The sequence below is a fragment of the Luteococcus sp. genome, assembly GCF_043424415.1.
Lineage (GTDB): Bacteria > Actinomycetota > Actinomycetes > Propionibacteriales > Propionibacteriaceae > Luteococcus.
Genome location: NZ_JBHWOO010000207.1, coordinates 1 through 7,691, shown reverse-complemented (window position 1 = coordinate 7,691; position 7,691 = coordinate 1). Strand labels below are relative to the sequence as shown.

Below are 7,691 nucleotides of genomic sequence, written 5' to 3'. Positions count from 1 at the left end.
GCTGCCCCTCCACGAAAACCAGCTTCGGCACGAACCCATCCATGACCGGCCCCCAGCCGCTCGACGACACCACCATCGTCACCGCCGCGTCGCCGCGCTGTTCCACCGGGGTCAGGATCACCTACATATCAAGCCTTTCTTTGCGGCCGAGCTCGACCGGCCAGGTCAGTGATCGTCGACTTCATCCGCGAGCACGCCGAGCGGCGTGAGGTGGATGGGTTGCGGTGGGGTGTCGAGCCGATCTGCCAGGTGCTCAGCGAGCATGGCGTCGAGATCGCCCCATCGACGTACTACGAGTGGCGCGACAAGCTCCCCAGCAAGCCAACTTCGGCGTCTACGGGGCCCGCAAGGTCTGGCTGCAACTCAACCGCGAAGCCATCCCGGTCGCGCGCTGCGCCGATGAGCGTCTCATGCGCCAGGCGGGCCTGGAAGGTTTTCGGCGGGGAAAGGTGAAACGCACGACCATCGCTGATCCTGCCGCCGAACGGCCGGATGACCTGGTCAGTCGCCGGTTCGCGCCGTTGACTCCGAACCGGTTGCGGGTGGCCGACATCACGCATGTCTCGACGTGGCTGGGATGGGTCTACGTCGCGTTCGTCACCGACGCGTACGCCCGCAGGATCGTGGGCTGGCGTTCGGGCACCACGATGAGCACCCAGCTCGTCCTGGACGCGCTCGAACAGGCGATCTGGACCCGTCAACGCGAAGGTCCCGACCTGACCGAGTTGGTGCATCACTCGGACGCCGGGTCGCAAGGCGGATTCAACTGGTCGTCGCAACACCTTGATCTGGAAGGTATTGGTGATGGGCAGGGTTCATTGGTCGATGAAGACCAGCGAGACGCCGGAGGGTTTGCGGCGACAGTGGCGCGCGGACAGGGCGTTGCGACCCTTGATGTTCTCTCCGGGCAGGCCGCAGCCGTCCCGGGTTGTCCAGCGGGAGTTCTGGCGGGTGATCGCCACGGGTGTCACGACGGCGGAGGCGGCGATCGCGGTCGGCGTGTCGGTTCCCGTCGGGTCGCGCTGGTTTCGTCACGCTGGGGGCATGCCGCCGATCAGTCTGGCCGAGCCGAGTGGCCGCTACCTGTCCTTCGAGGAGCGGGAGGAGATCGCGATCCTGAAGGCTCAGGGCAACGGGGTTCGCGCCATCGCCCGGGCGATCGGTCGTGATCCTGGCACGATCAGTCGTGAGCTGCGCCGCAACGCCGCCACCCGTGGCGGCACACGGGAGTATCGGGCGACGGTGGCCCAGTGGAAGGCCCAAGAGGCCGCGAAACGTCCCAAGACCGCGAAGATGGTCACCAACCAGCAGCTGCGTGACTATGTCCAGGACCGGCTCGCTGGCAAGGTCGCCCGGCCAGACGGCACCACAGTCGACGGCCCTGACACGCCAGTCTGGAAAGGGTTGAACAAGCCCCACCGCGCTGACCGGCGCTGGTCGAAGGCCTGGAGCCCAGAACAGATCAGTGGCCGGCTGGCTGTCGAGTTCCCCCATGATGAGTCCATGCGGATCAGTCACGAGGCCATCTACCAAGCCTTGTTCATCGAGGGCCGCGGAGCGCTCAAGCGGGAACTGGTGGCCTGCCTGCGCACCGGCAGAGCTCTGCGCTCGCCGCGTGAGCGTTCGAGGAACAAGCCCCAAGGGCATGTCACGGCCGATGTCGTGATCAGCGAACGGCCCGCCGAGGCCGCTGATCGGGCGGTTCCCGGCCATTGGGAAGGCGACTTGATCATCGGCACCGGCCGCTCCGCGATCGGCACCCTGGTCGAGAGGCACAGCCGCGCCACGATCCTGGTCCACCTCCCGCGCTTGGAGGGCTGGGGCCAGACCCCGCCGGTCAAGAACGGACCATCCCTGGGCGGCTACGGCGCGACCGCGATGAACACCGCCCTGGCCGCGTCGATCACCGCCCTGCCGCAGCAGCTGCGCAAGACCATCACCTGGGACCGCGGAAAAGAACTGTCCGCCCACGCCACCTTCGCCCTGGAGACCGGCACGAAGGTCTACTTCGCTGACCCCCACAGCCCATGGCAGCGGCCCACCAACGAGAACACCAACGGGCTGCTGCGCCAGTACTTCCCCAAGGGCACCGACCTGTCCCGCTGGTCGGCTGACGATCTGGAAGCCGTCGCCCATACCCTCAACAACCGCCCCCGCAAGACCCTTGGATGGAAGACCCCGGCCGAAGTCTTCGAAGAACAACTACGATCCCTAGAAGAAGCCGGTGTTGCAACGACCGATTGAACCTGCCGAGTGCGCCAGCACTCGGGGCACCAAAATGAGAGTTGAGCTCGTCGCCCTCAAGTGTGGGAGCCGTACACCAACCCTCCAATCGCATGGCGGCTCTACTGGTCAAGTCGATGAAACTTGGTGCCGTCCGGCAGGGGCCGCCCCCTCGCGGCGGTCGCGTCCGACAGTGGCGTCACAGCGTTGAGGGCTCGCGCGCTCACTGTCGGGCATCGTCGGGAAATGACCGAAAGAGGCCCAGTGCGGGGACGGCGCATGACGCAGGATGGCCAACCACCACGGCCGTCTCCCCAGACCCGAACCGCGGTGTCCAGGCGTGTGACCGGCGGGGCCGGGTAGAGCGTGCACGCCGGCCCCGCGGTCGGATGGTCTGGTTGGGCGGTCAGTTGCTGAGGTGGCTCTTGGCGGTGGTCAGGAGGTCGTGGGGGTCGATCCACATGGAGGGGTAGTCGCCCTGCCAGACCTTGTTGCCCGACTTGTCGATGAGGACGAAGCCGTGGCCGGGCAGGTCGGCGTGCATGCCTTTGCCCAAGGTGTCGTAGGCCTTGGAGACGGTGCCGTCGTCGAGCAGGTAGGGGGTCTTGACGCCGTAGGTGTCGAGGTCGGGCTGGATCTGGGCCTTGGTGTTCATGACGATGGGTAACACGGTGATGCCGGACTTCTGGAAGGCCGGGTCCTTCTCGATCGTGGCCATCTGCTGGGTGCAGGCTCCGCAGCCTGCTCCCTCGTTGAAGTACAGCAGTACGGGCCTGCCCCTGTAGTCGGACAGGGACACCGTGGTTCCGGCGGTGGTGGTCAGGCTGAACTGGGGTGCGGTGCCGCTGGTTGCGCCGTTCTTCGGTCGCGCGCTCCACAGGCCGAGGCCGATGATGACGACCGCGATCACGGCGGCGAGTGCTCCGAGCAGCCGGCGGGTGCGGCGCCGTTTGGCCTGGGCCAGCGCATCGGCGTGTTGTTGCTGGTGCAGCTGTTCGCGGCGGCTGCTGGTGCGGGGGTTGCGCGTGGTGCTCATGCGGGTGTCCTGACGTTGGTGTGGTGCTGGTCGTGGCAGTGGGCGTGGTCCGCGGAACCGGTGGGGGTGTGCGTGTCGTGGCGCCGCTCGCGCAGCGTGAACCAGACGAACGCGGCGGCGACGGCGAGCAGCGCCAGGCCGAGGACCGGGTCGGGGATGGGTGCGAGCACGGTGAGGATCCGGCGGGCGGTGTCGCTGACCCAGGCGCCGGCGGCACGCTGGAACCAGTTGCCGGGGCCGGTCATTGTCCTTGCCTGGGCGAGGACGATGACCCAGATGCCCATCACCCAGAAGGCGACGGCGACGAGGAGGTTGATGCTGGTGGTGTGGATGTCGCGTCCGGCCATGCGCAGGTGGAGGGGATGCGCCTTGCCCCAGCGGCGCTGGCTGAGGTTCGCGGCGTCCCACACCAGCGCCATCACGAACAGCGGGATGACCATGCCGAACACGAACGCCAGCCCCAGCATCAGCCCACCGACAGGATTGCTGGACAGGGCCGAGAGGGTCATGACTCCGGCCAGGACGGGGGCGCAGCAGCTGGAGGCGATGCCGGAGAACACGCCGAGGCTGAAGAAGGTGGCCGAGTCGCCGCGGCCGGTGGCTGGGGCGCGCAGCATGGACGGCATCGACCACATCCGCCCGGACAGGGCCAGGACGCCGAGGCCGATCATCAGCAGCCCACCGGCCCAGTAGAGCGGCTGGTGGTACTTGGCGATGGCGCCGGAGATGAGGCTGACGCCCAGGGTGATCGGCACCAGCACGACGGCGAGCCCGGCAGCGAACACGAAGGTCAGCGGCAGCAGCCGCCAGCGGTTGTTCTTGACTGCCGCGGCGAGGTAGGAGGGCGCGAGGAACACGATGCAGCAGGGCGCGAACAGTGCGACCATGCCGGCGAAGAAGGCGGCCAGGATGCTGCCGGTGGCGAGCAGGTCGGTTCCCATCATCGCCGCCCGGCGCTACTGGTGAGCTTGTCGAGCTTGCGGCGCGGCAGCCTGCCGGCGCTGAAGAACTCGCCATCGACCAAGACCAGCGGGAAGAGGGCCGGGCGGTGGCGGGTGACCAGGTCGAGGCCCTCGTCGGACTCCGCGTCGACCTCGCGCACCGCGACCTGCCCGGCGGTGGCGCGGCGGCCCAACTCGCCGCGGGCGTCCTCGCACAGGTGGCAGCCCGGTGCGCTGACCAGCGTCACGTCCAACGGGGCCGGGGTGGGGGCGCCGGTCGTGCCCGGCGCGTTCAACAACGTTTTCACGGCTCCACACTCGTCGCCGCATGTTGCGGCGGCCCTGCCGCGACGGTCAAGGTTTGCTCAATCCCACGCCGGCCATCCGGTGCTCCACCACGTGGTGTCGTCAGCGCCAGCGCAGTGGACCGGTCGAGGGGGACGAGCCGCGCGTTCGGCGGCTCACCAGCCCAGTGCCTGGGGGATCATGTACAGCCCGAAACCGATCACGACGACGGAAAGCCCAGTGCACACCCAGCGATAGGGGCCGTGCATGCGGTGTTCTGCGGGCAGCGCCTTCGCCTCGAGCAGCAGCAGGAAGGTCAGCGTGACGGGCAGCAGCAGCGCGTTCATCACCTCGACGTCCACCGCAAGACTGACGAGGTCGACGCTGGCGAGCACCAGCACAGCCCCGACCACGTGGGCGAGGATGTAGACGGCGTAGAACTTCCAGTTGCCCCGGTTGAGGGATTCGTTGAGGCTGTGCCGCCACCGCAGCACCTCGGCCAGCCCCCACGACCCGGCCAGGGACACCACGAGTGCAGCCACGAGCGCGCCGCCCAGCACCGCAACCCCCACCAGCACATCGGCGACACCGGTACCCGTCGCCGGCGCCAGGCCATGCGCGAGGTCCGCCACGCTGTTGAGCGGGGCGCCTCGCCGCGTGGTGAACACGGTGGCAGCGAAGGCGACCACCACGACGATCATGATCACCTGGGTCAACACGGACCCGACAGCGGTGTCCCGACGCTCATCCGCCAGCTGGTCGCGCCGCAGGCCCTTGTCCACGATCGCGCTCTGCTGGTAGAAGATCATCCACGGCATCACCACGGCACCGATGTTGGCGGCCAGCAGGAACAGGTAGGACGCATGGTGCACCGGGAACTGGCGCAGGCCGTGGGACAGGTCCGACCAGCGCGGGTGGGCCAGCAGCATCGCCGGGATGAAGGCCAGCTCCCCCAGCCCGACGACGATCCCGATCCGCTCCACCCGCGCGTACCCGCGCGTGAAACAGACTCCCACCAGTGCAGCGGTCGCCACGGGAATCGTGACGGTGCGGGGGATGCCGAACAGTTCACCCACGCCGGCCACGCCGACGAACTCCGTCAGCAGGGCGCCGATCGCCGAGATGAACAAGGTGGCGCCGGAGAACCATGCCCATCCCGTGCCGAAGTGCTCACGGATGAGGGTGCCGTGCCCTTTGCCGGTGACCACACCAAGTCGGACGGTGATCTCCTGGACCATGAACAGGATGGGGATCAGGGCGATCTGGGGCAGCACCATCGCGTACCCCCACTGCGCGCCGGACTGGGCCGCGGTGATCAGGCATCCAGCATCGGTGTCGGCGAGCATGACGATCAGGCCCGGCCCCCACAGCGCGGACAGGCGCCCCCGTGAGCGGACCCGGGCGGAAGGCAGGGCAGCAGCGCTCATGAGAACAAGTTAGGTAAGCCTTACCTAAATAGCAAGCAATGGCGCCCCGTCCTCAGATGGGCGTCCCGTACTGGGCTGCCAAGAGCGCTGCCTGGACGTCGAGCGGCGTCACCTGCCCGCCGCGACATCGTGGACCATGGCCACCAACGTGGTGGCACGCACCTCCCCGAGCACCCGCGCGGCGGCGTCCCTGCCGGTCGACGACCAGGGTGCTGGGGATCGCCTTCGGCGGCACGGACCGCAGCCGCAGCAGCAGCGCACCGTCGGGGTCGTACAGGCTCGGGTAGCCGATCCTCGCGTTGCGGACGAACGCCTGCGCGGCGGCCTTGTTGGTGTCGCGGGTGTCGATACCGACGAACTGCGCCACTCCCGTGGTCTTCGCTGACGCCGCGACCAGTTGCGGGGCCTCGTGCCGGCACGGCGGGCACCAGGAGCCCCACACGTTGAGCACGATGACCTTTCCTTTGTACTGGGACAGGTCGAGCGGGTTGCCGTCCAGGGTGGTGCCCGACAGGCTGGGCAGCGGCGTGCGCTGGGCGGGGTCGACGAGGGTGACGGTGCCGTCCCCGGCGTCGAAACCGTCCTCGGCCCTCACACCGGTGCTGGAGGAGCAGCCCGCGAGCGCGGCCGCCGCCCCGGCCCCGGACAGGGCGAGCGACGCGCGGCCGGACAGCGCACGGCGCGTCAGGCCGCTCATCGCGTCGTCCCCGTGGTGGGGACGCACTGGCCGAACCCGGCGTGGAGGTCGTTCCGCCGTCCGCATCCGGCCGGCGCCATGCCCGATGGGCCCGGGGCGGGGGCGTGGTGCAAGGTGCTCATGGCCCCACTGTGGCCGGCGCAGGTTGTGGCGGGACTGCCGTGACGGTCAAGGTTCGCTCAAGTCTTCGTTTGGCTGGACGCACAGCTGGGGCCCCCGCCCGGTGGACGGGGGCCCCAGCCTGGGGGGTCGGTCAGCGGTGATGACGCAAGCGCAGCGAGTTGGTGATCACGCTGACCGAGCTGAGGGCCATGGCTGCTGCCGCGATGATGGGCGACAGGAGCCATCCGAAGGCGGGGTACAGCACCCCGGCGGCCAGCGGGATGCCGGCCACGTTGTAGATGAACGCGAACACCAGGTTCTGGCGGATGTTGCGCATCGTGTCGACCGACAGGTCGCGGGCCTTGACCAGGGCGGCCAGGTCGCCGCCGAGCAGGGTCACGTCGGAGCTCTCGATGGCCACGTCGGTGCCGGTTCCCATGGCCACGCCCACGTCGGCCGCGGCAAGGGCGGGCGCGTCGTTGACGCCGTCACCGGCCATGGCGACCTTGTGGCCCTGGGCCTGCAGCGCCTGCACGTGACCGTGTTTCTGGTCGGGCAGCACGTCGGCGATCACCTCGTCGATGTGCAGCTCGTCGGCGATGGCCCGTGCGGTGGTGGCGTTGTCGCCGGTGAGCATGACGACCCTCATGCCGCGGCGTCGCAGGTCCTCGATCGCGCCGGCGGTGGTCGGCTTGAGGGGGTCGGCGATGGCCAGCACGCTGGCGGGCCGGTCGTCGACGGCCACGACGATGGCGGTGGCGCCGCGGCGGCGGTAGGCCTCCACCACGGGGGCCAGGGCGTGGGTGTCGATGGCCTGGGTGTCGAGGAAGGCGGGGCTTCCGACGACCACGTGGTGGCCGTCCACGGTGGCGCTGACCCCGCCGCCGGGGAAGGCGGCGAAGTCGACGGCCGCAGCCACCGGCCGGCCCGCCTCGCGGGCGGCGTCGACCACGGCCCGCGCCAGCGGGTGCTCGGACATT

At 69.1% G+C, this 7,691-nt stretch carries 7 protein-coding genes and 1 pseudogene; 2 read left to right on the top strand and 6 right to left on the bottom strand.

Features of this window, described 5'->3' with window-relative positions; all coding sequences use genetic code 11:
* Nucleotides 1-296: 296 nt before the first annotated feature.
* Together ACHFFZ_RS11970 and ACHFFZ_RS11965 are read left to right on the top strand one after the other, a co-directional pair.
* Nucleotides 297-1,169 carry a DDE-type integrase/transposase/recombinase gene (locus tag ACHFFZ_RS11970; RefSeq protein ID WP_394276836.1) on the top strand — a complete coding sequence of 291 codons (873 nt, stop codon included), beginning with the start codon at nucleotides 297-299 and terminating at the stop codon, nucleotides 1,167-1,169.
* Nucleotides 1,054-2,244, top strand: coding sequence for an IS30 family transposase (locus ACHFFZ_RS11965; protein ID WP_394276837.1), 1,191 nt, complete (start codon nucleotides 1,054-1,056; stop codon nucleotides 2,242-2,244). The genes ACHFFZ_RS11970 and ACHFFZ_RS11965 overlap by 116 nt, the downstream gene beginning before the upstream one ends.
* 385 nt (nucleotides 2,245-2,629) lie before the next feature.
* On the opposite strand, the gene ACHFFZ_RS11960 is transcribed toward ACHFFZ_RS11965, so the two are convergent.
* The 6 genes and pseudogenes from ACHFFZ_RS11960 to ACHFFZ_RS11935 all read right to left on the bottom strand — a co-directional run.
* Nucleotides 2,630-3,259, bottom strand: coding sequence for a peroxiredoxin (locus ACHFFZ_RS11960; protein ID WP_025402400.1), 630 nt, complete (start codon nucleotides 3,257-3,259; stop codon nucleotides 2,630-2,632).
* Complete coding sequence (locus ACHFFZ_RS11955; RefSeq protein ID WP_224209229.1) at nucleotides 3,256-4,203, bottom strand: cytochrome c biogenesis CcdA family protein; 948 nt, start codon at nucleotides 4,201-4,203, stop codon at nucleotides 3,256-3,258. Before ACHFFZ_RS11955 ends, ACHFFZ_RS11960 begins: the two co-directional genes overlap by 4 nt.
* Nucleotides 4,200-4,508 (bottom strand): glutaredoxin family protein, encoded by a 309-nt coding sequence (locus ACHFFZ_RS11950; RefSeq protein ID WP_025402402.1) that lies wholly within the window; start codon nucleotides 4,506-4,508, stop codon nucleotides 4,200-4,202. The genes ACHFFZ_RS11955 and ACHFFZ_RS11950 overlap by 4 nt, the downstream gene beginning before the upstream one ends.
* 153 nt (nucleotides 4,509-4,661) lie before the next feature.
* A complete protein-coding gene (locus tag ACHFFZ_RS11945) occupies nucleotides 4,662-5,912 on the bottom strand; it encodes an NRAMP family divalent metal transporter (RefSeq protein WP_257479163.1) in 1,251 nt (416 codons plus the stop codon).
* Between the two features lie 108 nt (nucleotides 5,913-6,020).
* Nucleotides 6,021-6,585 (bottom strand): annotated as a pseudogene (locus ACHFFZ_RS11940) (TlpA family protein disulfide reductase).
* A gap of 277 nt (nucleotides 6,586-6,862) precedes the next feature.
* The coding region (locus tag ACHFFZ_RS11935; RefSeq protein WP_394276835.1) for an HAD-IC family P-type ATPase at nucleotides 6,863-7,691 on the bottom strand (829 nt) is incomplete at its 5' end.